Below are 25,016 nucleotides of genomic sequence, written 5' to 3' on the forward strand. Positions count from 1 at the left end.
TTAAGAGAATTCATACTTCTCAAGCATTATCTGTGCGTGATTCCTTAATCATCTGCCACCCTAAGGTGCTGTGATGACTATCTTGATGGGCAAATAACGCATGTGCTTTGGCTTCTTCTAAACTAAGTACAGGCGTCACACAAACATCGGCTGACGCGAATACTTGCTGCCAATGACTTAAAGGCTGACTGGCAAACTTTTCAGCGACCGCTTTTGTCGCTTTTTGACTCTCAGGTAGGTTGGGCATAACCCCACGTTGCCAATGAGCGTCTTTGAGCTCAGGTAGCTCTAACACCTCGCATAACCCTTGCCAGAATTTTAGCTCGAGTGAGCCTACTGCCATATGACGGCCGTCTGCGGTTTTGTACAACCGATAGCAAGGCAACAGACCACCTAAGAAATCATGTTGCGGCTTTGGATTTTTGCCAGAAAAGCTCGCAACCAGTTTTCCAGTCGCTTTTGGCATGACCATATGGTTATATAAACTATGGGTCATACTGACAGCGACATGGCGTCCTTTGCCCGTACGCTGGGCGGCAAAGACTGCTGCTAGCAGGGCAATGACAGCGGTATCACTACCGCCCGCCAAATCGGCAAACTGGATGTTAGGCATAGCCTGCTCGCCATTTGCCGTCTTTAACTGATCGAGTACCCCGCTCATCGCCATAAAGTTGATATCGTGTCCTGCTTTATCCGCCCAGTCATGAGCTATTTGAGAATCGTCACTGCCATCAGATATTCCATCAGCTACGCCATAGCCCGTAATAGATACCATGACCAGCTTTGGATTAATGGCATGCAAGGTCTTAGCATCTAGCCCCATGCCCTCAAGCACCTCAGGGCGAAAGCTGTCGAGCATCACGTCGCTTTCTTTAAGATGCGTTTTGATGACTTCAATACCTGCTGGATCACGGAAATCAATTTTTTGGGTCTCTTTACCATGGTTCAATGCGCTAAACAGCTCACCAAAAGCGCGGGCTGGATCGCCGCCCTTTGGCTCAATTTTTATAATCTCAGCACCCAAATCTGCAAGCAGCCTAGTCGCAAAAGGCCCGGGCAGGTTGCGCGTCAAATCAACGACGCGCAGCCCTTGTAAGCAGTCTTTCATAGCATCCGCTTGATTAGCCATCTACAAACTCCTCGCCACTCGTAGCCATATCCACTAATATCTGCGCAGGCTCAAAACGTGCGCCATACTTCTGTGCCAGCTCACGACTACGCGCGACAAACTTATCGACGCCTACTGAGTTGATGAACTGCAACGTACCCCCTTGGTTTGGCGCAAAACCCCAACCGAAGATAGAGCCGATGTTGGCATCAGCCACTGTACGGACGACGTTTTCCTCTAAGCACTTTGCAGTCTCATTGGCTTGGACGTAAAGTAGGCGGTCTATCAAGTCTTGCTGAGACGGCTGCTCATCTTTTGTTAGATACAGTTCGGTGAGCTTGGGCCATAAGTGCTTGTCGCCTTTTTCAGGATACTCATAAAAGCCTTTGGCGACTTTTTTACCTTCGCGTCCTAGCTCGTTGACCATTTTTTCAACCACTGGCATGGCAGGATGCGGCGTAAAGGTTTTACCTTCCGCTTGCATGGCCTTTTTAGTCTGCCCCATCACGTGTAGTGACAGGCTTAACGAGACTTCATCTTGTAGCGCCAGCGGCGGCATCGGCATACCAGACTTCATACCTGCTACTTCGATGCTGCGAGGATGGATACCCTCACCTAACATCGCAATACCTTCTGACACATAAGTTCCAAAAACGCGCGAGGTGTAGAAGCCGCGACTATCATTGACCACGATTGGCGTCTTACCGATTTGACCGACATAGTCAAAGGCTTTTGCTAAGGTTGCATCATCGGTTTGTTCACCGACGATAATCTCAACCAAGGGCATCTTATCGACTGGCGAGAAGAAATGCAGACCGATGAACTGATCTGGACGCTTGCTGGCTTTAGCAAGCTCAGTGATAGGCAAGGTTGAGGTGTTAGAGGCATAAACGGCAGTGTCTGGAATAACGGCTTCCGATTTGCGCGTACATTCTGCTTTAATGTCCACATCTTCAAAGACCGCTTCAATAATTAAATCACAGCCTTCTAAATCTTCATAAGATACGGTGGTTTTGATCTTATCAAGCAACGCTTGTTTTTTGTCCTCTGTTGAGCGCCCGCGGCTGATAGCCTTGTCTAGCAGCTTAGTAGAATAGCTTTTGCCCTTTTCAGCGCCTTCGATAGCCGTATCGAGCAATACCACTTCCATACCTGCCTTAGCGGACACGTAAGCGATACCAGCCCCCATCATGCCAGCGCCCAAAATGCCCACTTTTTTGGTTTTATAACGCTCATATCCTTCTGGGCGTGACTGACCTTTTTTAATGCTATTAAGCTGCGTCCAGAGGGTATTGATCATATTTCTGGATTCGCTTGACAGCACGCAAGCAGCAAAATAGCGCGATTCGAGCTCAAGACCAGTATCGATATCTACTAGGCAGCCTTCAAAGACAGAGGACATGATATGGGTAATCGCTGGATAGTTACCATGCGACTTTTGATTGGCCATGGCAGGCGCGATAGAGAATACTTGCACCACTTTTGGATGCTTGCTATCACCGCCCGGGATTTTGAAGCCTTTTTTGTCCCACGGTTGCTGCGCATTTGGATTGGCTTTTATCCACGCTTTTGCTTGCGCTAACATATCATCCTTATCCGTCGCGGTGGCGTCGATAAGACCGATCTCTTTGGCAGCGGACGGACGCAACTCTACCCCTTGAGTCATCAGCTCAAGCGCTTTTTGGATACCAACCAGTCTTGGTAGACGCTGAGTACCACCGCCGCCCGGTAGCAAGCCAAGCTTGACTTCAGGCAGGCCCAGCTTGGTTTTTGGCGAGTCGATCGCAATGCGGTAGTGACAGGCTAAAGCAAGCTCCAAGCCGCCGCCCAATGCTGTGCCAGTCATGGCAGCGACCACAGGTTTACCCGAGGTTTCAAGTTTACGTAGGCTGCCTTTTAAGTCTTCAACCAGATCAAAGGCTTGCTCTGCGGTTTCTATGTTAGACAGCTGATCGATATCTGCACCGACGACAAAGCTATCTTTTGCTGAGGTCAAAATCAAACCTTTGGCAGACTCATCATTGATAAAGCTGTCCGTCATAACAGCGAAAGCTTCGGTAAAACCGTCGCCGATGACATTCATTTTGCGCGCGCTTTGATCGATACTGACCGTAACGATGTCATCATCACGTTGCGCTGAAAAATTAGCTAGATTGTTAATAGTATCAATGCTATCTGTATTTGTAGTCATTTTTTATCCTTTAAATGATCTCTTAGTTATCACTATCTATGTGATGATTAAATGTTTAAACGCGCTCGATGATAGTCGCAATACCCATACCACCACCAACGCACAACGTCAGCATGGCGGTTTTTAGGTCACGGCGTTCTAGCTCATCTAATACAGTGGTCATCAGCATTGCACCCGTCGCCCCTAGCGGATGACCCATGGCAATAGCACCACCATTGACGTTGACGATATCCAGCGAGATACCTAAGTCATGAGCGGTGTTCATAGGAACAGCGGCAAAGGCTTCGTTGATCTCCCAAAGATCGATATCGGAGGCTTGCATGCCCGCTTTGTCTAGCGCTTTTTGGCAGGCAGGCGTCGGACCGGTCAGCATGATGGCAGGCTCGGAGCCGATGACTGAGGCCATAGTAATCTTGGCGCGCGGCTTGAGACCCGCTTTTTTGCCAGCCGCAGCGCTACCGACTAGGCATATCGCTGCACCATCGACGATGCCAGATGAATTACCTGCGTGATGCACATGATTGACAGTTTCGATCGTGGTGTATTTGTCCAAGATGACGCTATCAAAGCCCATCTTGCCAGGCATAATAAAAGAAGGATTCAGCCCTGCTAATGTCTCAACCGTCGTGTTGGGACGGATGGTTTCGTCTTTAGCTAATAACAACATACCGTTAAGGTCTGTGACGGGTACCACCGACTTATCAAAATAACCCTGCTCCCAAGCATTGGCGGCTCTTTGATGTGACTGAGTGGCAAACTCGTCGACATCAGTACGACTAAAGCCTTTGAGCGTCGCTATGGTATCAGCACCAACGCCTTGTGGGACAAAGCTTGTGGCATCGTTAACACGCGGATCCATATACCATGAACCGCCGTCTGATCCCATCGGCACGCGGCTCATAGACTCAACACCGCCTGCGACGACTAAATCCTCCATACCAGACATGACTTTGGCCGCAGCAAGGTTGATAGACTCAAGGCCTGAGGCGCAAAATCTAGATAATGTCAATCCTGCAGCGCTCTGCGCCCAGCCCGCATCAAGAACCGCGGTACGCGCAATATCAGAGCCTTGTTCACCCACAGGGGTTACGCAGCCGAGCACCACGTCGTCAACCAAGCTCGTATCCAAGTGATGACGCTGCTCCATTTCTTTTAATAAGCCGCGAACGAGCCAAGTAGGTGAGGCTTGATATAAAGACCCGTCTTTTTTGCCTTTACCGCGTGGGGTACGAATACTGTCATAGATGTAAGCGGTCTCAGTCATAAAAATCCCTTTAGTATTTTTGATAAGTGATAAATAATAAGATAGTAAGAAGGACGTATCCTTCTCAATTAATGTTTAATATTACAAGTCTATAGCTCTGTCTCGATTATAGAAATTACATAAAGCGTGACGCCAGCTCTTTCATGATCTCATTGGTACCGCCGTAGATTTTTTGTACGCGAGCATCAGCATACATACGAGCGATTGGATATTCGGACATATAACCGTAACCACCAAATAACTGTAAGCATTCATCCATCGTTTTGCACTGTTTTTCAGTCACCCAGTACTTAATGAGCGAGGCTTGTGCAGCATCAAGTGTTCCCGCTATTTGCGCTTCCACTGCCGAATCGCATAAGGTTTTTACTGCTAAATAATCCGCTTGCACCTCAGCGAGCTTAAAACGCGTGTTTTGAAACTTCCAAATCGGCTTGCCAAAGGCTTCACGCTGTTTTACATAATCGAGTGTCAGCTCTAAAGCTAGCTTCATAGCGCCGCAGCCACTCAGGGCAATAATCAGGCGCTCTTGTGGCAGCTCTTGCATCATGTGCATAAAGCCTAGACCTTCCATACCGCCTAGTACGTTTTTTTGTGGCACACGAACATTATCAAAGAAGAGCTCTGAGGTATCTTGTCCAGCAAGGCCCGTCTTTTTGAGGTTACGGCCGCGCGAAAAACCTTGTAAACCATCCGTCTCAACCAGAATAAGAGAGACGCCTTGCGCGCCTTTATCGCGGTCTGTTTTACAGGCCAATAGTACAATATTGGCATGTTGACCGTTAGTGATAAAAGTTTTGGAACCATTAATGATATAGTCGTCGCCGTCCTTTGTCGCATAAGTCTTAATGGCTTGCAAATCAGAACCCGTACCCGGTTCCGTCATCGCAATAGCGCCGATGTACTCGCCCGTTGCCATCTTAGGCAACAAGGATTTTTTTTGCTCTTCGGTGCCAAGCTTATAGATATAGGGCGCTACAATACCTGAATGCACCATACCGCCATAACCTGCTTGGTTCGCTTGCGCTTGCGCCAATAGAATAGCGGCTTCATGACCAAAGTCGCCGCCGCCACCGCCGTATTCTTCTGGTATTGACGCACATAAAAAGCCCATCTCGCCAGCCTCTTCCCAAGCATCGCGGTCGATCATACCCTTATCACGCCATCCTTCGTCTCTATCTTCCCAGCTTTGGAACATTTTTAAGGCACTGTCGTATACCATTTCGTGCTCTTCAGTCATCCATTTTGCTGAAAATGTTCGAATACTCATATCATCTTTCCTTGACAGGTTTCTTAGTAATAATTAAATCAATAATGATAGTCTGAAAACGTTAATGATCAATTAATTATAAATAGTAATATTAATTACCATTGCAAAATATCAATTGTCATTTTTAAGTAGTAGACTATGCAATTTATACTAAAATAGTAAGTATTAGGTTGCAACCCATATTTTATTAATGGTAATTTTTATTACCTTTATATATATGATTGGATGATGTAGGTTGGTAACGCGATTGCTCATAGCCATTATGGAAAAATTGAAAAGCTTACGTTATCTTTAGATAAATACCAACGTAGGCTGTCTTGTACGGCCGCATAGATGGCTGCATCGATAGATAAAATGAGATAGAAGTTTAAGAATTCTAAATTAAAAGGTTTAGATAAAGAAACATAGAAGGGCCGTATCATCATTAAAATATCAAAGAATAGATAAGTAAAACAAGGTGCGAAAACAGGCCCTTTTGAATGAGAGATGGTTTATAGGTTTAGACGCGCTCTATCACCATAGCCAGTCCTTGCCCAATGCCAATACATAAACTAACTACCGCATATCGCCCACCTGTGCGCTGTAGCTCCCGTGCCGTACTCAACGCCAGCCTTGCGCCTGATGCGCCAAGCGGATGTCCGACGGCAATTGCCCCCCCATTAGGGTTAACTCGCTTATCCTCAAAATCAATATCCAAACCTTTTAGACAGCCCAGTACCTGCGCGGCAAAGGCCTCATTAATCTCAATGATAGACATATCATCAAGGGTTAAGTCAGCACGTTTTAACGCTAGCTTTATCGCCTCAACAGGGCCTACGCCCATGATATTTGGCTCAATGCCCATCGCGCCCGATGAGAGAATTTTAGCAATAGGCTTAAAGCCTAACTTTTCCTCTGCTTGCTTTGAGCCAATAATGAGCGCCGCTGCCCCATCATTGATACCTGAGGCATTGCCTGCTGTGACCACCCCATTGTCATTTAAAGGCTTAAGTTTTTGTAGCGCCTCCACAGTAGAGCTGGCACGCGGATGCTCATCTTCTACTATCGCTTTATCAGGTAGCTTTTTACCTTGTGATACCATGATGGGCGTGATCTCTTCATCAAAGAAGCCGGATTGTTTGGCCGTTTGATATTTCGCTTGCGAGGCCGCCGCGAACTTATCTGCCTCTTCTCGGCTGATGTCGTATTTGCGCGCAACATTATCACCCGTTTGCGGCATGCTATCGCTGCCAAACGCTTTGATCAAAATAGGATTGGGAAAGCGGCTACCAATTGTCGTATCAAATACTTTACATTCACGACTAAAAGGCGTTTCAGTCTTAGCAAAGACAAAAGGCGCGCGGGTCATTGACTCCACGCCACCTGCTAAAAATATCTCACCCTCGTTACAGGTAATACTACGGGCGGCATCGATGACAGTGGACAGCCCTGAGGCGCATAAGCGATTGACGGTTTGACCGGGCGTTGTGACATCTAATCCTGCTAGTAGAGCAGCATTACGGGCGATATTGCGTGAGTCTTCACCGGCTTGATTGGTGTTGCCGATCAGTACTTCATCGAAGACATCGCTAGGTAATTGGTGCTTTCCGACCAAGGCCTTTATCACTGCCGCAATCATATCATCAGGACGCACGGTGGCTAATGCGCCTCCATAGCGACCAAAAGGGCTTCTTAATCCATCATAAATATAGGCATCTAACATTACTGTTCCTTGTTATGTTTTAAGCGTTTGTATAAGTAAAATATAGCGTTTATAGAATTGAGCCACCGCTTAGCATCAGTATTGGTATTAGTAATTGCTCTGCTGAGTAAATAATGAAATGCCCAGTTTGGCGCGGCGCTGTAGCCAAGGGCTTGGGCGATAACGTGGGTCGCCTGTGAGCGCGTAAATACGCTGTAAGATAAGTAAAACCCGCGAAGCACCAAGCTCATCACCCCATGAGATAGGACCGTATGGATATCCCAGTCCAAGCTTGATCGCATTGTCGATATCCTTTGACGTGGCAATACCTTGCATCGCCATATCACAGCCTAAATTAATCACCATAGCAACGACTCGCTGTGCGACAAAGCCAGTACTTTCGGTAATGAGCGTAGCATCGACCGCAGTATCAGCGCCATCGGAGCTCTTACCAAACTTATTATTTCTACCAAACAAGGCATAAGCTTGCGCCACAAATTTATCTTTAGTAACGATACTTGGCATCAATGTACGATGCTTGGATAAGTCAGTCAGCATATCGATGGCGACCGCTTGCTCGGGATTAACCTGATAGCGCATAGCCGCATTGGTAGTATCTTCGCCGTAGATGGCCAGCAATATCAAACTGTCAGGATTTGGCTTATCGTTGTCGTCGATAGCGATGTCTTTAGTATTTAGATAATCGACCAGCTTTTGTTTATCTGCTGCTAAATCTGCGCCAATCCAAACTGATATGTTTGAGGTATCACAATCTGTCTTATAAGGTGATTGTTGATTCGTATTTGCTGTCGCTTTTTGAGCGTCTTGTTTTTTATTTTCTGTGTAATGATAAAAGCCCTCACCAACTTTACGACCCAACTTTTTTCCTATTAGCATTTGACGGGTCAAGGGATGCGGGCGATAGCGAGGCTCAAAATAATATTGGTTATAAATTGATTCCATAACTGGATGCGACACATCGATGCCAGTGAGATCCATGAGCTCAAACGGCCCCATGCGAAAGCCTGCGCCATCACGTAAAATACGATCGATATCCTCAAAACTAGCGATCCCCTCGCCTAGTATTTTTAGCGCTTCTGTACCAAAAGCTCTGCCGCCATGATTGACAATAAATCCTGGAGTGTCTTTTGCGAAGACGCCTAGATGCCCCATGCGTTTGGCTAAATCTGTCAGCGTTTCTACAATACGATGGTCAGTAGAGAGTCCCGGAATCACTTCCACTATTTTCATGAGTGGCACGGGGTTAAAAAAGTGAAATCCTGCCACCCGCTCTGGATGCTGGCAGACGGAGGCAATCGCGGTCACCGCTAGCGATGAGGTATTGGTGGCCAAAATGGTGTCTTTAGGAACAAGACCCTCTAACTGTTTAAATAACTGCTGTTTGATCTCTAAATTTTCGATAATCGCTTCAATAACGACATCTACCTCGGCAATTTTGGCTATATCTTCAATCACGGTTAGGTTTGATAAGGTCGCTTGCAGCTGCTTATCGGTAAACTTACCTTTAGCCGCCAGTTTTTCAAGGGTAGCTTTGAGCGATTGACGTCCTTCTTCAGCGGCGCCTGCTTTAGCGTCGAACAAGAGTACGTCAATGCCCGCTTGCGCGGCGATTTGGGCAATACCCATACCCATAACGCCAGTGCCAATAATGGCCAATGATTTAACAGTCATAATAATCCCTTATACAGTCTTGTTCTTATAGTCATTTCAATATATATAAAAGCAGGCTAGAGTAACTGGGATAAATTTTTCGACGCCTCTGCCAGCAACGCTGCAGCAAGCAAGGAAAATTTGTACCAGTTGCGCACTATAGCGCTAATTAGCCACACTTAAACAAACTACTGCCCTTTATATTCAGCAGTGCGTTTTTCCAAGAAAGCTTTTGCCCCTTCTTTTTGGTCTTCGGTATCGAACAAAATCTGGAAGGCTTTACGCTCTAAAGCTAACGCCGCTTGCAATGGCATATCGGCGCCTAGATTGGCAACTTCTTTGATTTGGCTTAAGGCAATGGGCGAGTAACCTGCCAGCTGTTCAGCGAACTCGATAGCACGATCAATAGTCGCCTCATCGTCAACCACTTCGGACACTAACCCCATCTGATCTGCTTCCTGAGCGCTTATCATATCGCCCGTCAATATCAGCTTCATAGCTTTGTGTTTGCCAAGCACGCGAAATAGCCGCTGCGTGCCCCCTGCTCCCGGCATCAAGCCTACTTTAATCTCAGGTTGCCCAAACTTAGCCGACTTGCCCGCGACAATAATGTCAGCGTGCATGGCAAGCTCACAGCCGCCACCCAGAGCATAGCCATTAACAGCGGCAATAATAGGCTTGCGACAATTGGTGATAGCATCCCAATATTGTTCGCTATGACGTAGATAGATATCGACTGTTTTTGCGGTTAAGAAGTCGTTGATATCGGCACCAGCAGCGAACACTTTATTACCGCCAGTAAGTACGATAGCTTTGGTCTTTGGATCATCGTTTAATTTGACGAAAATCTCTGCCATTTGCTCGCGCAATTCAGCATTCAAAGCATTGCGAACTTTGGGACGATTAAGGGTTATCACACTCACGCCACTATCTAGTGTCTCACAAGTAATAATTGATTCTTCCATGAAGCTATCCTTAATAGGTACTTATCGATATTAAAAAATACCGCACTGCGGTTTTCATAACCGAAATTGTTGTAATCTAAGTTAGTATAGATTATGCTATTTAGCTCATACAAGCTCTTTATGTAAAACAGTCATTGCACAATCAGATATTAGCGCCAAACTCATCGGCACTATTTTTAACATTCAGCTTTTAACATTCAGCCACATCAGACAAGGAAGTCCCATGATTAGAGATCAAGAAGTCCTCGACCATATCGTTAACACCGTTCGCCAGTTTGTCAATAATCAGTTGATACCTATGGAGGATTGGGTCGCAGAGAATGACCGATTGCCAGACGAGATTATCAATCAAATGCGCGAGCTGGGTCTGTTTGGGCTGACCATTCCAGAAGAATATGGTGGACTGGGCCTAACAATGGAAGAAGAAGTGATTGTCGCTTTTGAGATGGGGCGCACCTCCCCTGCTTTTCGCTCGCTTATTGGCACGAATAACGGCATTGGCTCCTCAGGACTCGTCATCGATGGCACCGAGGAGCAAAAACAAAAATATCTGCCCAAACTTGCTAGCGGTGAGATTATCGGCTCTTTTTGTCTGACTGAACCTGAAGCAGGCTCAGATGCCGCCTCCTTGCGCACCACAGCTATCAAAGACGGCGACACTTATGTCATCAATGGCACTAAGCGCTATATCACCAACGCTCCAGAAGCTGGTGTCTTTACCGTCATGGCGCGTACTGACCCTGAGAACAAACGCGCAGGCGGCATCTCTGCCTTTATCGTTGAGAGCGACACCCCTGGTATTACCTTAGGTAAATGGGATAAAAAAATGGGGCAAAAAGGCGCGCATACTTGCGATGTGATCTTTGATAATTGTGTCGTGCCAGCGAGTGCTTTGATAGGAGGCGTCGAAGGTATCGGTTTTAAAACAGCGATGAAAGTGTTGGATAAAGGTCGCCTGCATATCGCTGCTGCCAGTACCGCTGCCGCCTCTCGTATGTTAGATGACGCACTGCGTTACGCTGTCGATCGCAAACAGTTTGGTCAACCGATTGCCAGCTTTCAGCTCATTCAAGCGATGCTAGCGGACTCCAAGGCGGAGATTTATGCGGCCAAATCTATGGTACTTGACGCCTCGCGCCTACGTGATGACGGCAAAGATGTGGTGACCGAGTCCTCATGCGCCAAGATGTTCGCCACTGAGATGTGTGGCCGCGTGGCGGATCGTGCGGTGCAGATCCATGGCGGCGCAGGCTATATCGCTGATTATGGTATCGAGCGGTTTTATCGTGACGTGCGCTTATACCGTCTCTATGAAGGGACCACGCAGATTCAGCAGATCATTATCGCTCGCAATATGATTAAAGAAGTCAGCGAGTAAGTTTTATAATTTAATTGAGATCAAGATATTTTATGACTACCCCTATCTTTGATGACACTCATAGTGACGCTCATTTAGAGCTCTTAGAGCCTATCGCTGAGATGAGAGATAAAAATGATCGGCAGTTTGTCACCGCATTAGCACGCGGGCTCGAACTGCTGCGTTGTTTTAACCCGCAGCAGCCATTGCTAGGCAATCAAGAACTCAGCCAACTCACAGGCCTTCCTAAAGGCACTGTTACCCGTCTCACTTATACCTTAGTCAAACTTGGCTATCTGAAGCAAGCGACAAACAATGGCAAGTATCAGCTAGCGGCTGGCGTATTGGGCTTTGGCTATACCATGATAGCGAATATGGCTATCAATAATTTGGTCACTCCCTATATGGAGGAGCTGGCAGATTATGCCAATAGCGCCGTCGCTATGGCAACCCGCGATCGGCTAATGATGGTGTATCTCAATGTGGTGCAAGGTGCTGGAACGACAACGATGCGGCGTAACGTTGGCTCGTATTTACCTATTCACTTAAGTGCGATGGGGCGCGCTTGTTTAGCTAGTATGCCGCCAGCTGAGCAAGATTTCATTATACAGGCGATTCATACAAAATATCGTGAGGACTGGCCAGCCATTAAGCTTAGCCTAGAACAAGCCTTTAAAGATTATGATGACTTTGGCTATTGTTTTTCATTTGGCGATTGGCAAAATCAGGTCAATGCGGTGGCCACTGCTATCATGCACCCTACCGAGGGCTTGCTAACCTTTAACTGCGGCGCGCCTAGTTTTGTACTGAGCCGTACTAAGCTTGAAGAGGACATTGCCCCGCGTTTGCTGCATATGAAGCACAATATTAAAAGCAGCCTTTAGCTCAATTAAGGAGCATGTACGCTCAACTTAAAGCCAATTACTGCAAATAGCCGCCCTTAGACATAAGCTCAGGCGGTAGATCTGTCTCGCCCAAAGCTTCTAGCAGGTTAATCTCGATAGTACGCGAGATAGCAGTAAGAGCCAGGTTGTTAGCATCGACACCAAATGGATTGGTGATTTCCTCATTGAGTGCATCTAAGCCAAAAAAGGTATAAGCAATGACGCCGCAAATTAGAGGGGTAACCCAGCCAAGAGACGTCGCCAAGCCAAACGGTAGCATAAAGCAGTAAAGGTAAGTCGTACGGTGCACTAGTAAGGTATAAGCAAAGGGCAATGGCGTATTATGAATGCGCTCGCAAGCCGCCAAGACTATCGTCATAGAGGTGACCCGTTCATCCATATTTTGGATCATAAGATCGGATGTCAGCTGCTCACGTCGACTACGGCTCAGCTCTTTGCCTATCAATCGCAATAAATACTCAGGGAGGTTGCCGGCCTTACGCATACTGGCATGATGCTCTGGCGCTACAAAACGCTCAACATCTTCCCAAGGAGAAGTGCTGCGAAGCCTATGCCTGAGTGCATGAGTAAAAGCAATCGTTAGCTGCACCATAGCGCGCTGCGCGCGCTGTCCATTAACAGTCTCGTCATCTATAAAGGAGAGTACCTGCCGAGTAAAGCTGCGAGCATCGTATACCAACTGACCCCATAAGCAGCGGCCCTCCCACCAGCGCTGGTAGCTGGCATTATTGCGAAAGCCAAGAAACAAAGATAAGGCAATGCCAAGTAAGGTAAAAGGCGCAGCACCATAAGAGGGAAAAGAGCCGGGAATCCAGTGCTGAACGGCTGAAATGACTGCGCTAAGTAAAGTAATCAGTAAAACTTGTAGATAGATATGAGGAATTACAGAGCCGCGTAAGGTAAAAAGTATTCTAAAGGCATTCGGTTTTTGCCAAACGATCATGACAGCTTCCTATAAATCTAATATGAAGGTACGCGGGGTCAAATATTTGGGCGGATGCCTGAGTTGATAAGTCTATCCGGCTCATCCCAAATAAAAAAGTACGACTCTTGAGGCTACAAAAACTTATCCCAGCAGCAGGGTATTTTTTATATTAAATCGGCTAAACAACCAATCGCTAGCTATTGGGGCAATAATGACTGGCGATTTTAGCACGAAATTTTTTTATGCGGTGGCAGTGCTTAGGTAATAACTTGCATACCGTTATTAATAATTAGAATATTTGACTATTTATGACAAGAGTCATCAGCAAGCGCATGTAGTATCCCGCATGCTTCAGCGGGCGCCTGTGTGGTACACTTTTGTCGCAGCTCTAGTAGATGCCGCTTTAATTGCCTCAATTCTTGCATACGTGCCTCTACGGTCTCGATGTGCTCATCTAACAACTCATTGACCTCGCCGCAGTTTTTGTCCGGAGTATCCCAGTACTGTAGTAACACACGCACTTCATCCAAGCTCATATCGAGCGTACGGCAGTGCAAGATAAACTGCATGCGTTCAATGTGCTCTTCTCGGTATAACCGATAGTTGCCTTGGCTGCGAAAAGGCTTCGGCAGTAACTGCTCCTTTTCATAATAACGAATGGTCTCCACTGTCGCCCCTGTACGCTTGGCAAGCTCACCGATTTTGATCGGTGCTTTAAGTACTGCTTTGACTGCCATTACTATCTCCTTTTATCACTCTAAACCATAAAGTAGCTGCAAGGTTTGATTGTAAAAAATCAAACGAATTGCGGGCAATATCTTGACCCTAAAGCCACTTCAGAGTTCATAATACCTTTAATAAGAGGATAAATCACTATGCAATATCATATTGAAGGTATGGACTGCGCCAGCTGCGTGGGCAAGATTGAAACAGCGCTAACCCGTATGCCAGGCGTCTCTGACGTTCAGCTAAACTTTGCGACGCAAAAGTTAGCGCTAACCCTAGCGCCCGATGCCACGACTGAGTTCAAAGATATCGAAAAAACCATCAAGCGCCTTGGGTTCGGTATGTCAGAAATAACCGAACATCAAGATGACATCATTGGTCATGAGGCCATTGTAGACGATCAGCACTGGTGGCAAACGATGAAAGGCAAGCAGGTCATCGGCGTTGGCTTGCTGATGAGCGCAGCCTATGTGCTATCTTTAATTTTTCCTGCATACGGCGCTTGGGCTTTCATTATCGCTGTGGTTATTGGCGTACTCCCTTTTGCTCGCAAAGCCTTGGCACTGGCCACAACAGGCTCGCCTTTTTCGATTGAGATGCTGATGTCGGTCGCAGCGCTTGGCGCCCTTATTATTGGTGAGGCTGAAGAAGCGGCTGCGGTAGTTTTTTTATTCTCCGTGGGTGAACTATTAGAGAGTGTCGCCGCTGATCGGGCGCGCGCGGGTATTAGAGCTTTGTCCTCACTGGTGCCCAAGAGAGCCGTGTTAATCGATGAGCAAGGCGGCGCGGCGCGTGAGGTTTCTGCCGCATCACTACAAGTAGATGATCGAGTGCTCGTCCGTCCTGGTGACAAGGTTTCTGCTGACGGCATTATTATCCAAGGTTCCTCCAGCTTAGATGATTCGCCGGTGACAGGAGAGTCGATACCGGTTGTCAAAACCATCGGCGATGAAGTATTTGCAGGTTCCATCAACGTCGATGGCGCGCTACACGTACGCGTGCAAAAAACAGCGGCTGATAACACTATTGCGCGTATCATTGAGCTGGTAGAGCAAGCCCAAGCCTCCAAAGCCCCCACTGCTCGTTTTATTGAAAAATTTAGTCGTTACTACACCCCGATAGTAATGGCTGTTGCCGCCTTAGTGATCATCGTGCCGCCAATAGCGCTAGGAGGAGAATGGGGAACCTGGCTCTATCGTGGTTTGGCACTGTTACTGATTGCTTGTCCATGCGCTTTGGTACTATCTACCCCGGCTGCCGTCGCTTCAGGCTTAGCGGTTGGCGCGCGCCGCGGCTTATTGATCAAAGGCGGTAGCGCCTTGGAAATCATTGGCCGAGTCAATACCGTGGCCTTTGACAAAACCGGCACCTTAACCGAGGGCAAGCCACGCGTTACTGATGTTGTTGCCTTTACAGAGGCACGCCCTGATTTGCACAGGACAAATGAAGTATTGGCGCTGTTCGCTAGTGTTGAGTCCAGCTCTAACCATCCGCTTGCCAATGCTATCGTGGATCATGCTAAAGCAGCTGAGGTTGCCATTCCTAACGCTACCAATGCCTTTGCGACCGCTGGTAAAGCGGTACATGCTACTGTCAATGAGCGATCTTTAGTCATAGGCTCCCCAGTTTATGCCGCTGATGAGAGCTTACTACTACCCGAGCAGCAAGTACAAATTGAGTCGCTGCAAAATGAAGGCAAAACGGTTTCAGTGCTGTTCGATGAACACAGCGCTGAAGTGATTGGCTTAGTCGCACTACGAGATGAGTTACGAGACGATGCGCGGCAAGGTGTGGCTCAGCTCAATGCCATGAACGTGCGCTCTATTATGCTGACAGGCGATAACCATCTCACCGCGCAGGCGCTTGCCAGTCATTTAGACATAGAATGGAGAGCTGAGCTGTTACCCGAAGACAAGCTACGTTTACTCAGCGAGATGAAGAAGAATAACAAAATAGCGATGGTAGGAGACGGTATTAATGATGCGCCAGCCCTAGCTAGCGCAGATGTCGGCATCGCGATGGGCGGTGGTACCGATGTAGCCATCGAAACCGCTGACATTGCCCTATTAAAAAGCCGCGTCACCGACGTCGCTCATGTCATTGCTCTGTCACGCGCGACCTTAGCTAATATCCATCAGAACGTCATTTTTGCGCTCGGTCTCAAAGGTATCTTTCTTATGACTACCATACTCGGCATCACGGGGTTATGGATCGCCGTACTCGCCGATACTGGCGCGACGGTGCTCGTGACGCTGAACGCCTTGCGCTTGCTGCGCTTTAAAAAAACCCTATAAGTTATCTTGAACTTATAGGGTCTCTACAAAGCTATATTTATTAAGAATTAACGCTCTAAGTGTAAATACTGCAAGTGGCATTCGTACTGATGCAAGATATCGACGAGCACTTGCTCTTTGGTATAACCTACCAAATCATACTCTTGCGAGCCATCACTCAAGAACACCTCAGCACGGTAGTAGAACTCGGCATGCTTGGTTGAGGTATTCAGGGTGAAATTAGGACGTTCAGCTTTAATGAGATTGACTTCATAAACAAAGTCATCCTCATCGCCATGACCAACGCGCAGTTTGACACCATCTATATGATCGGTATTATGATCCATACTAGCATTGATAGTGTCACTAATATTTTCCACATTATGACTCTCTAAAACAGTATTAAGACCGCCTGCTTGCATCTCTTTTTCAAACTCGCTCATGGCTGGCATGACTACAGTTTGCAAGAATCTCTCCACCTGTGCATGACCTGGGAAGCTGACGATACGTTGCAGACGTGCTTTCCAGCTCTTACCGTTATCGAGGACGTTTGCGGTGCCAACGGTACTGGCTTTGCGCTTATTACCCTCTTCTTTGAGCGACTTCCACATCGACATCATGTAGAGCACCAAGATAAGCGAGAACGGCAAACCAGCAATCACAGATACCGATTGCAAGGAAGCAAACCCGCCTGCGAACAGTAAACCTAAAGTGATAAGACCGGTCGCTGCTGCCCAAAACAAACGCAGCCAAACCGGTGCGTCGGTGTCATTGGTCATACCTCTTGAGCTTAGGTTCGCCAGTACTAAGGCGCCGGAGTCCGCTGAGGTTACAAAGAACACTAAACCGATGACCACGCCTGCGAATGACAAAATATCACTGTAAGGAAAGTACTCAAACAAGGCAAACATGCCCATCGCCGCATCATTGACAGCGATTTCACCAAGCTCTGTCGCACCATTGGCCACTAGGTCTATCGCTGAATTACCAAAGATAGAGAACCAAGCAAAGATAAAGCCAAGCGGGATAAACATCACCCCAAATACAAACTCACGCAACGTGCGGCCACGGCTAATACGCGCGATAAATAAGCCGACAAACGGTGCCCAAGCGACCCACCACGCCCAGAAAAATATCGTCCAGCCTGATTTCCAGTCGGCACCAGCGCTGCCATCATAAGCATAAACATCAAAAGTCTTGTAAACGATGGTCTGGAAGTACTGACCGATACTTTGGGTAAAGGTATTGAGCAAGTATATCGTATTGCCCATCACCAGTATCGCAATCAATAGTAATATCGACGATAGCATGTTGAATTCAGATAAACGACGTACCCCTCGCTCTACACCAGTCATGGCAGAGATAGCCGCAGCAGCGACCACACCTAAGATAATAAGGCTCTGCACCATTTTGCTCGACTCGATACCAAAAACGTGGGTTAAGCCTGCATTGGCCTGCAACACACCGATGCCCAAGCTGGTCGCAATACCCATCAAGGTACAGACGACACCAAAGGTATCAATACCATCGCCGAGCCAGCCTTTGATTAAACGTTCGCCAAAGACCGGAGTCAATGGTGAGCGTAGCGCAAGCGGCATGTTTTTACGATAGGCAAAATAAGCCAAGGCCATACCGATGAGTGCATAAATCCCCCAGCCGTGCAGACCCCAATGTAAAAAGGTTTGCGACAGTGCTTCACGCATCGCCTCGGCACTGGCAGGCTCAAGCCCTGTGTGCGGCGTCAGATAATGCATCAACGGCTCAGAGGCACCAAAGAATAATAAATCGATACCGATACCGGCTGAAAACAGCATCGCTGCCCACGCCAAAAAGGGAAACTGAGCTTTTTCGTGATCTTGTCCCAGCTTGATATCGCCGTATTTAGAAAAGCCCACAAACAACGCAAAAATACTATAAGCAGCAACCACCAGCATGTAGTACCAGCCAAAGCTCTCTGATACCCATGCCATGCCATTACTTAATAATGTCTCGCTATAATCTGGAAACGCTATCGTCCAAATAATCAGTAAAATAGAAATAATAGCTGAACCTAAAAAAACAGTCTTATTTAGACTCAGGGGTTTCGTCGCATCTTCTGATGGCGAACTGTACATAAAAGACCTCAATAGGTAAATGAAACACAGTCTGATATTGCTTTGTCCGTCATAACATAATGAAAAATCACCACGTCATATATACATGAACACATGACGCACAAAGCAGTACCAATCAATAATAATTTGCTAAGCAATGAAATCCACCCTTAGCAAAACCTCAAAAACTAACAATACGAACTGAAATAACTGTCACGCTATAACCCGGTAAAGATAGAAAAGATATAGCGTGAACAGATTAGCGCTGATAAAAAAGACCTTTACTTTGAAAGGCCTTCTTATTGAAATTGTCTTATATTATTCATTGTCCAATAGTTTAAACAACAGAACCATAAGCGCGCATCGGCTCAGCTCGAAGCGGCGCGCCATTGGCGACATAATAGTCCGCTGTCGAGCGTGGTAATTGCTTGCCGCGCATCTTATCGACGATTTTTTCGGCCAGCATAATAGTGGTGGCGTTTAGGTTGCCGCTGATGATGTTCGGCATAATTGACGCATCAACGACGCGCAGACCATCGATACCGTGCACTAGCCCTTCACCATTGACCACCGAATCATTGCCCTCACCCATTGGACAAGTACATGACGGATGATAAGCGGTCTCACTGTGATTACGGACGTACTCATCCAACTGCGCATCAGTCACTAAATCATCGGTTGGGGCGATAGCACGGCCACGATAAGGATCAAGCGCTGGCTGATGCATAATCTCACGGGTGATACGCATCGCCGCGCGGAACTCTTGCCAGTCCTGCTCATGCGACATATAGTTAAATAAGATACTTGGATGCGCGCTTGGGTCTTTTGAGGTGAGCTTGACACGGCCACGACTTGGCGAGCGCAATGAACCGACGTGTGCTTGGAAGCTATGAGAGTTGACTGCACTGCGACCATCGTAACGCACAGCTAATGGCAAGAAATGATATTGGATATTAGGATGGGTAAATTTCTCATCGGTACGGATAAAGCCGCCACCCTCAAACTGATTGGACGCACCAAGACCAGTACCCATAAACAACCACTCAGCACCAATCGCAGGCTTATTCCACCATTTATTGGCAGGGGCAATCGACACCGGCAGTTTGCATTCATACTGCATATACAGCTCTAAATGGTCTTGTAGATTATTACCGACACCTGGCAACTCTAAAATTTCGTTAACGCCTACGTCTTTGAGCCACTGACCAGGGCCAATACCAGAGCGCTGTAGCAACTGCGGTGAAGCAATAGCGCCCGACGAGATAACTACTTCACGAGCGGCATAGAAGTTCTTGGTCTGACCTTGATGCTCGACTTTGACACCGACAGCACGCTTGCCATCGAATAAAATTACATCGGTCAAAGCACCGGTCAAAATGGTGATATTGCTACGCGGTTTGGCACGGTCAAGATACCCGCGAGCCGTTGATGCGCGGCGACCATTGGGTGTGACGAAGCGATCCATTGGCCCAAAGCCTTCTTGCTGATAGCCGTTTAGATCGTCGGTACGCGGATAGCCAGCTTGCACGCCTGCTTCTATCATCGCTTGAAATAGCGGATTGACTCCTGGCTTTGAGGTCGTCATCTCAACTGGACCACCGACGCCATGATAGTCGTTTTCGCCTGCATCACAGTTTTCTGACTTTTTAAAATACGGCAAGCAGTCGAGATACGTCCAATCTGCTAGGCCTTTTATTTTTGCCCAGTCATCAAAATCGAGCGCATTGCCACGGATATAGCACATACCGTTAATCAGTGATGAGCCGCCAAGCCCTTTACCGCGGCCACAGTCCATGACGCGGTTATTCATATAAGGCTCAGGATCGGTTTTATAACCCCAGTTATACGTGGTGCCTTGCAGCGGCATGGCGAGCGCCGCTGGCATCTGCGTGCGAAAGTCTAGACGGTGATCGGGACGACCCGCTTCTAACAGCAACACCTTAATGTTGGCATCTTCGGTCAAACGTGTGGCCAGCACATTGCCTGCTGAGCCTGCACCGACAATGATGTAGTCATATTCAGGTGTGGTTGATGTCATAAAACGCTCCATAATAGTAAGAAATAAATCATTTGATATCAGTAAGGTTGAGTAAAAAGGACAAATTAGCCCTCAGAATACTTGCTTACTTATTAAAGGTTCCATAAGTTCAAATGATTAAAATACCGACTCAAACTTGCCAAGCTCTACTTGGATAGATTTGGTCTGTGTATAGTGCTCAAGGGCTTCGATGCCGTTTTCGCGGCCGATACCTGAATGCTTATAACCGCCAACTGGCATTTGCGCAGGCGATTCACCCCACGTATTTAACCAGCAGATACCGGCTTCAATCTGCCTAATGACTCGATGCGCGCGAGTCAAATCAGCGGTCACCACCCCTGCGGCCAAGCCATACTCGGTATCGTTGGCACGGCGAATGACTTCTTCCTCGGTCTCGTACGTCAATATCGACATCACTGGGCCAAAGATTTCCTCACGCACAATGGTCATATCATCGCTGCAACCGGTAAACACCGTTGGCGCGACAAACGCACCATCAGCAAGCTCGCTGGTTGTCACTCGCTCACCGCCCGCCAATAAACGCGCGCCGCCCGCTTTACCTTGCTCGATATAACCCAGCACCCGCTCCATATGCGGGAAGCTCACCAGTGGCCCCATATTGATGTTTTCATCCATTGGATTGCCCAATTTGATACGTTCGACGCGCGTTAAGATGGCCTCTTCAAACTTGGCTTGTAGCGATTTAGGGATAAAGACGCGCGTGCCATTGGTACAGACCTGACCACTGCTATAGAAGTTCGCCATCATCGCAATGTCAGCAGCGGTATCGATATCGGCATCGTCAAAGATAATCAATGGCGACTTACCACCAAGCTCTAAGGTCACGTCTTTAAGCGACGATGATGCCGCGCTCGTCATGACTTTTTTGCCAGTTGGCACACCGCCCGTGAACGAAACTTTAGCGATATCAGGATGCTGAGTTAAGGCTTCGCCTACTTTATAATCACCTTGCACGACGTTAAAGACGCCATCTGGTAGCCCAGCTTCGGTAAAAATTTCTCCTAGCTTTAATGCGGTTAATGGCGTAACTTCTGATGGTTTAAAAATCATCGCGTTACCTGCAGCCAATGCGGGTGCTGCTTTCCACATGGCGATTTGAATCGGATAATTCCACGCGCCGATACCGGCGACCACGCCGAGTGGCTCACGGCGCGTATAGACAAAGCTGCTATCACGTAGTGGAATCTGACGACCCTCAATCATTGGCGCAAGACCGGCATAATATTCAACGACATCAGCACCAGTGACGATATCGACATACTTGGTCTCAGAGTAAGCTTTACCCGTGTCTTTGGTTTCGAGCAACGCCAGAACATCATTACGCTCGCGCAATATCTCAACGGCCTTTGATAAAATACGGCCACGCTCAACTGCGGTCATCAAAGCCCACACCTTTTGGCCTTGTTGCGCCGCTTTCACCGCTTCATCGATCTGCTCAGTCGTCGTTTGCTGAATGGTCGCCAGCACTTCACCTGTCGCTGGGTTGATATCGTCAAAGGTAGTTAGGGAATCATCGACCGCCAGATAGCGACCGTTGATATAAGCGGTCTGTGTTTGTGTTAAGTCGATGATGTCGTTTAAGTTATTTATGTTTGTCTTAGTAGTTGTCATAAGTTTTCCTTAAGTAAATCATGCCGTTATAGGTTAAGAGTAAAAATAAACGCTGTTTGTATGCACTTTTAAGCGTCAAAGTCGCGCTGCGTCATATTTATCAAGCGCGTACGTAGTGAAGATTTATCCGAGATGTCGATACCCGAAAAGTCCGAGAGCCAAATCCCATCGGCGACCAGACGCACCATACATAGCGTTTCGGTATTGTCGGTGTTGGCGTGTTTTTTTAGCTGCTCGTTTGACCACTCAGCCCAGCGTTCACGCAGCATCCGATCTCCTAGCATCAACACATACAAGGTCGCTTGGCTATTAAACTCTGCCTGCCCTTTTTCGCCCAAGCTGATGGTGGCATCGATATAAGCGCGGGTAAACGAGCCATAGCTAACAGGGTCCTTTGCCATGGCTTGATTAACTTCTGCCTCAAACTTGGCCATCGCATCATAAAACACCTCTAAGATTAGCGCATCTTTGGTAGCAAAATGATGCATCACACCGCCTTTGGTCACGCCGACGGCATCCGCCACCGCTTGAAAGGTCACTTTAGACAAGCCTTGCTCTAGCGTGATACGTGCCGCTTCATCGAGCAGCGCCCGCCGTACAAGCTCTGGTTGTTTCTTACGTTTATGCGCGTTTTGTATTTCCATTTTTATTTCCATGCTCATTTTCACCTAACTGGCTAGTGCACCACAGAATTAGACAATAAGTTCATCACCACCACACCGCCGACGATCATCGCAATGCCGACCATGGCAGCTGTATCGAGGCTTTGCTTAAAAAAGAACACACCGACCAGCGAAGTCAGCACGATACCCAGACCGCCCCACAGCGCATAAGCGATGCCAAGAGGTATGGTCTTGATAGTCTGAGTCAATAAATAAAACGAGATGGCATACAGCACGCCCATAATCAGGGTCGGTACCAAACGTGTGAACTGCTCTGACTTGACCAAAAACGTCGTGCCAACCACTTCACAAATGATAGCAATCGCAAGATAACTGTAAGCAATAGTGGTAGGACTCATAGTTAAATTACCTATTTTAAATCAAGCATACTCTCTCGATTAAGCGTAAAAGGATCAACAATAAATAGTATGAATATATACCAAAGAAACCACACGGTCGGTATTTTATAGAAATAAACTAGCAATGTGAAGGGCTAGTATGTCACTTTGTTGACCTAGCCAGTATTCGTTAATGTCTATTCCTGTCTATTTAGACAATTCTTAGCGACTAATTTTAGCACCATAAAAAAACCGATCTACTTATAGATCGGCTGTTGGCCCCGTAGATAAAACTATTTATTGGTATTATTTTGAACTCTGCCGTAGCACTTCACAGGGGACCAGCTTGGAATGACCGGAGACAGTTTAAGTTCGTACTTTTAATACTCCTTGGCCCCATAAACAGGTTTGCCATAGACAACGGTTAGCACAGATTCGATCCCTTTTATTTTTTCTTCGGGAACGGTAAAGTCACCATCAGACAACAGTACAAAATTTGCATACTTACCAGATTCTAGCGTCCCTTTAACTGTTTGTATATTTGAGAATCAAGTACTTTCTAATTAGGTTTATTTAACAAGTCTTTATAGAATTCATAAAAAATTTTGCTACAAAAAAACGCACTGAATAAACTCAGTGCGTGTTAATAAATAGGGCGTTTTGATAAAGAGTATCGATTTTATTTCGAACTGGCTATAGCTTGCGGCTGCCATTTTTTGTTGTCTTGTTTAAAGCACCAAGTCATGGTTATAGGCGCAAGAATGCTTAGCCAAATGCCATAAGTAATAGGTAAGCCTTGGGTGACTGCCAGATAGCTTAAGCCAATAATAATAGCGGCGAAGACAATCGCGATGAGATTGTGACTTGATTTTCGGCACATCAAAGATCGAAGTAAGGTTAGTGTCAGCAAAAATGCCAAGAGCATAATCATTAATAGCCCCATAGCGTAAGGCTGGGTAATGGTACGATCCATCGTATCCGCCCGGGCATTCGTCACTAAGTTAAGGGCGCTGCCAAGTGCGGCAAGGGTCGCAAAAACAAAAAAATGCCCATAACCAAATAAAAACAAGTCATAACGCCGGCGCACATTATCTAAGATAGTGCCAAAGGGAATAGTAAAGTACAGCCACCATAAGGCAAACACCAGTGCTACTAGGCTTGACCCTAATAAAATAATAACACTAGCTGCTGAGTCGGAATTGACTAAAAAGTACTGAATACTGTTACTGACGCCGAGCACGCCTTCGCCTAAAACAATAATGGTCAGCAGACCGTAGCGCTCAGCGATATGATGCGGGTGCCAGTTGAGGTTCTGCGCCGCCCGCGCCCATAATGGCATCACTAACTCAGCCACTATAAAGATAAATAGCGCAGGCATTTGCATTGTAGCTGGTAAAAACAACCAGAGTATCCAAAGGCTTTGTAGAGTGAGTAATCCTACAATACTACGACTGGCTACCCGCTGATGACCCTCTACTTGTCGGTAGACGCGCCACCACTGACTACAGCTGGCAAGGCGCATGATCGCATAGCCCGTCACCCCTATCCACGTCAGACCTTGCTCAAAAAACTGGTTGATATTAGCCGCGATCATCAGCGAGCCAAACATCTGTAGCATCACTGACAGCCGGTAGTACCAGTCATCAGGGTCATAGCCTGAGGCAAACCAAGTAAAGCTTGTCCAAGCATTCCATAAGATAAAAAAGGCGATAACAAAGGTTAAAAACCCTGAAAAGTCATGGACAAGCAAACGCTGGTGTAAGCCACTTGCAGCGGCAGCAACGGCTATCACATAAACCAAATCGAACAACAGCTCAAGCGTGGTTGAAGCGCGATTGGGCTCATCAGGATCGCGAGCACAAATGTTATCAATAGCAGGCAAGGTCATCATGGGCTATATTCGCTAAGCTAAAAAAGGCT

The 25,016-nt window shown here is 47.1% G+C and carries 19 protein-coding genes; 3 read left to right on the forward strand and 16 right to left on the reverse strand.

The window, feature by feature from the left end:
- Positions 1-19 precede the first annotated feature (19 nt).
- From ACS8E3_RS11535 to ACS8E3_RS11565, 7 genes are all read right to left on the reverse strand, one after another.
- Positions 20-1,129, reverse strand: coding sequence for a CaiB/BaiF CoA transferase family protein (locus ACS8E3_RS11535; protein ID WP_439244337.1), 1,110 nt, complete (start codon positions 1,127-1,129; stop codon positions 20-22).
- Entirely contained in the window at positions 1,122-3,299 is a 2,178-nt protein-coding gene (locus ACS8E3_RS11540) for a 3-hydroxyacyl-CoA dehydrogenase NAD-binding domain-containing protein (RefSeq protein WP_439244338.1), read from the reverse strand. The genes ACS8E3_RS11535 and ACS8E3_RS11540 overlap by 8 nt, the downstream gene beginning before the upstream one ends.
- A 55-nt stretch (positions 3,300-3,354) precedes the next feature.
- Entirely contained in the window at positions 3,355-4,563 is a 1,209-nt protein-coding gene (locus ACS8E3_RS11545) for an acetyl-CoA C-acetyltransferase (protein ID WP_439244339.1), read from the reverse strand.
- 115 nt (positions 4,564-4,678) lie between these two features.
- A complete protein-coding gene (locus tag ACS8E3_RS11550) occupies positions 4,679-5,830 on the reverse strand; it encodes an acyl-CoA dehydrogenase family protein (protein ID WP_439244340.1) in 1,152 nt (383 codons plus the stop codon).
- A gap of 499 nt (positions 5,831-6,329) precedes the next feature.
- A complete protein-coding gene (locus tag ACS8E3_RS11555; RefSeq protein WP_439244342.1) occupies positions 6,330-7,532 on the reverse strand; it encodes a 3-oxoadipyl-CoA thiolase in 1,203 nt (400 codons plus the stop codon).
- 87 nt (positions 7,533-7,619) lie between these two features.
- Positions 7,620-9,209, reverse strand: a complete 1,590-nt coding sequence (locus ACS8E3_RS11560; RefSeq protein ID WP_439244378.1) for a 3-hydroxyacyl-CoA dehydrogenase — start codon at positions 9,207-9,209, stop codon at positions 7,620-7,622.
- 161 nt (positions 9,210-9,370) lie between these two features.
- The gene (locus tag ACS8E3_RS11565) at positions 9,371-10,147 is read right to left on the reverse strand and encodes an enoyl-CoA hydratase (RefSeq protein WP_439244345.1); all 777 of its coding nucleotides are present in this window, start codon (positions 10,145-10,147) and stop codon (positions 9,371-9,373) included.
- 223 nt (positions 10,148-10,370) lie between these two features.
- Between ACS8E3_RS11565 and ACS8E3_RS11570 the strand changes: the two genes are divergently transcribed.
- Both ACS8E3_RS11570 and ACS8E3_RS11575 read left to right on the forward strand, forming a co-directional pair.
- Positions 10,371-11,525, forward strand: a complete 1,155-nt coding sequence (locus ACS8E3_RS11570; protein WP_439244347.1) for an acyl-CoA dehydrogenase family protein — start codon at positions 10,371-10,373, stop codon at positions 11,523-11,525.
- 32 nt (positions 11,526-11,557) lie between these two features.
- Entirely contained in the window at positions 11,558-12,388 is an 831-nt protein-coding gene (locus ACS8E3_RS11575) for an IclR family transcriptional regulator (protein ID WP_439244348.1), read from the forward strand.
- Positions 12,389-12,425: 37 nt separating this feature from the next.
- Here ACS8E3_RS11575 and ACS8E3_RS11580 read toward each other — a convergent pair whose 3' ends face one another.
- Entirely contained in the window at positions 12,426-13,352 is a 927-nt protein-coding gene (locus ACS8E3_RS11580; RefSeq protein WP_439244351.1) for a bestrophin family protein, read from the reverse strand.
- A gap of 284 nt (positions 13,353-13,636) precedes the next feature.
- The gene (cadR, locus tag ACS8E3_RS11585) at positions 13,637-14,071 is read right to left on the reverse strand and encodes a Cd(II)/Pb(II)-responsive transcriptional regulator (RefSeq protein WP_439244352.1); all 435 of its coding nucleotides are present in this window, start codon (positions 14,069-14,071) and stop codon (positions 13,637-13,639) included.
- A 138-nt stretch (positions 14,072-14,209) separates the two neighbouring features.
- Here cadR and ACS8E3_RS11590 point away from each other — a divergent pair, with 138 nt between their 5' ends.
- Complete coding sequence (locus tag ACS8E3_RS11590; RefSeq protein WP_439244354.1) at positions 14,210-16,354, forward strand: heavy metal translocating P-type ATPase; 2,145 nt, start codon at positions 14,210-14,212, stop codon at positions 16,352-16,354.
- A gap of 47 nt (positions 16,355-16,401) precedes the next feature.
- Here ACS8E3_RS11590 and betT read toward each other — a convergent pair whose 3' ends face one another.
- The 7 genes from betT to ACS8E3_RS11625 form a co-directional block, all read right to left on the reverse strand.
- Positions 16,402-18,447, reverse strand: coding sequence for a choline BCCT transporter BetT (gene betT, locus ACS8E3_RS11595; protein ID WP_439244355.1), 2,046 nt, complete (start codon positions 18,445-18,447; stop codon positions 16,402-16,404).
- A gap of 316 nt (positions 18,448-18,763) precedes the next feature.
- Positions 18,764-20,464 carry a choline dehydrogenase gene (gene betA, locus ACS8E3_RS11600; protein ID WP_439244357.1) on the reverse strand — a complete coding sequence of 567 codons (1,701 nt, stop codon included), beginning with the start codon at positions 20,462-20,464 and terminating at the stop codon, positions 18,764-18,766.
- 117 nt (positions 20,465-20,581) lie between these two features.
- Complete coding sequence (betB, locus tag ACS8E3_RS11605; protein WP_439244359.1) at positions 20,582-22,096, reverse strand: betaine-aldehyde dehydrogenase; 1,515 nt, start codon at positions 22,094-22,096, stop codon at positions 20,582-20,584.
- A gap of 68 nt (positions 22,097-22,164) precedes the next feature.
- Positions 22,165-22,740 carry a TetR/AcrR family transcriptional regulator gene (locus ACS8E3_RS11610; protein ID WP_439244361.1) on the reverse strand — a complete coding sequence of 192 codons (576 nt, stop codon included), beginning with the start codon at positions 22,738-22,740 and terminating at the stop codon, positions 22,165-22,167.
- Positions 22,741-22,772: 32 nt separating this feature from the next.
- The gene (locus ACS8E3_RS11615) at positions 22,773-23,117 is read right to left on the reverse strand and encodes a DMT family transporter (RefSeq protein WP_439244362.1); all 345 of its coding nucleotides are present in this window, start codon (positions 23,115-23,117) and stop codon (positions 22,773-22,775) included.
- Between the two features lie 359 nt (positions 23,118-23,476).
- On the reverse strand, positions 23,477-23,635 hold the full coding sequence (locus tag ACS8E3_RS11620) for an amidohydrolase family protein (protein WP_439244380.1): 159 nt from the start codon (positions 23,633-23,635) through the stop codon (positions 23,477-23,479).
- A 140-nt stretch (positions 23,636-23,775) separates the two neighbouring features.
- Positions 23,776-24,987: a low temperature requirement protein A gene (locus tag ACS8E3_RS11625; RefSeq protein ID WP_439244363.1), complete on the reverse strand. Its 1,212-nt coding sequence runs from the start codon at positions 24,985-24,987 to the stop codon at positions 23,776-23,778.
- Positions 24,988-25,016 lie beyond the last annotated feature (29 nt).

Source organism: Psychrobacter sp. 2Y5 (assembly GCF_051847375.1).
Lineage (GTDB): Bacteria > Pseudomonadota > Gammaproteobacteria > Pseudomonadales > Moraxellaceae > Psychrobacter.

Excerpts from the sequence above, each read along its gene's own strand:
- betT (WP_439244355.1), bottom strand. The coding sequence starts at position 18,447 with ATGTACAGTTCGCCATCAGAAGATGCGACGAAACCCCTGAGTCTAAAT.
- ACS8E3_RS11550 (WP_439244340.1), bottom strand. The coding sequence starts at position 5,830 with ATGAGTATTCGAACATTTTCAGCAAAATGGATGACTGAAGAGCACGAA.
- ACS8E3_RS11580 (WP_439244351.1), bottom strand. The coding sequence starts at position 13,352 with ATGATCGTTTGGCAAAAACCGAATGCCTTTAGAATACTTTTTACCTTA.
- ACS8E3_RS11625 (WP_439244363.1), bottom strand. The coding sequence starts at position 24,987 with ATGATGACCTTGCCTGCTATTGATAACATTTGTGCTCGCGATCCTGAT.
- ACS8E3_RS11575 (WP_439244348.1), top strand. The coding sequence starts at position 11,558 with ATGACTACCCCTATCTTTGATGACACTCATAGTGACGCTCATTTAGAG.
- ACS8E3_RS11555 (WP_439244342.1), bottom strand. The coding sequence starts at position 7,532 with ATGTTAGATGCCTATATTTATGATGGATTAAGAAGCCCTTTTGGTCGC.
- ACS8E3_RS11570 (WP_439244347.1), top strand. The coding sequence starts at position 10,371 with ATGATTAGAGATCAAGAAGTCCTCGACCATATCGTTAACACCGTTCGC.
- ACS8E3_RS11590 (WP_439244354.1), top strand. The coding sequence starts at position 14,210 with ATGCAATATCATATTGAAGGTATGGACTGCGCCAGCTGCGTGGGCAAG.
- ACS8E3_RS11545 (WP_439244339.1), bottom strand. The coding sequence starts at position 4,563 with ATGACTGAGACCGCTTACATCTATGACAGTATTCGTACCCCACGCGGT.
- ACS8E3_RS11615 (WP_439244362.1), bottom strand. The coding sequence starts at position 23,117 with ATGAGTCCTACCACTATTGCTTACAGTTATCTTGCGATTGCTATCATT.
- cadR (WP_439244352.1), bottom strand. The coding sequence starts at position 14,071 with ATGGCAGTCAAAGCAGTACTTAAAGCACCGATCAAAATCGGTGAGCTT.
- ACS8E3_RS11565 (WP_439244345.1), bottom strand. The coding sequence starts at position 10,147 with ATGGAAGAATCAATTATTACTTGTGAGACACTAGATAGTGGCGTGAGT.
- ACS8E3_RS11610 (WP_439244361.1), bottom strand. The coding sequence starts at position 22,740 with ATGGAAATACAAAACGCGCATAAACGTAAGAAACAACCAGAGCTTGTA.
- ACS8E3_RS11535 (WP_439244337.1), bottom strand. The coding sequence starts at position 1,129 with ATGGCTAATCAAGCGGATGCTATGAAAGACTGCTTACAAGGGCTGCGC.
- ACS8E3_RS11540 (WP_439244338.1), bottom strand. The coding sequence starts at position 3,299 with ATGACTACAAATACAGATAGCATTGATACTATTAACAATCTAGCTAAT.
- betA (WP_439244357.1), bottom strand. The coding sequence starts at position 20,464 with ATGACATCAACCACACCTGAATATGACTACATCATTGTCGGTGCAGGC.
- betB (WP_439244359.1), bottom strand. The coding sequence starts at position 22,096 with ATGACAACTACTAAGACAAACATAAATAACTTAAACGACATCATCGAC.